Source organism: Rhodococcus sp. IEGM 1354 (genome assembly GCF_030056855.1).
Lineage (GTDB): Bacteria > Actinomycetota > Actinomycetes > Mycobacteriales > Mycobacteriaceae > Rhodococcoides.
Map to the genome: position 1 here is coordinate 1 of NZ_JASHKT010000062.1, position 233 is coordinate 233.

Genomic DNA, 233 nt, shown 5'->3' on the forward strand with positions numbered 1-233 from the left:
CGGGGGGGGGGGTTTCGTGGTTGTTTGGGTTGTGTTTTCAGACGGGTCCGTATCCACCGCGTCGGTTTCGGTGTTGGGTCGTGGATCGGCAGGCGCCCACCGGGTCGACAGTCGGGTCGGCGCCGGGAAGAGCAGCGCTGCACCGGCGGCCATCGTGGCCGTGGGCCTCAGCGGCCGCACTGCCCAGGGGCCCGACGGGCTCGGCGCGGCCGCGGACCGCCACGACCCGCGCC

Annotated in this window: 1 protein-coding gene; it reads left to right on the forward strand. The window is 73.8% G+C overall.

Translation table 11 applies throughout. The annotated features are described in order from the left end of the window. Positions 1-31: 31 nt before the first annotated feature. Positions 32-233: hypothetical protein (locus QM588_RS25630; protein WP_283317436.1), on the forward strand; the 202-nt coding region annotated here is incomplete at its 3' end.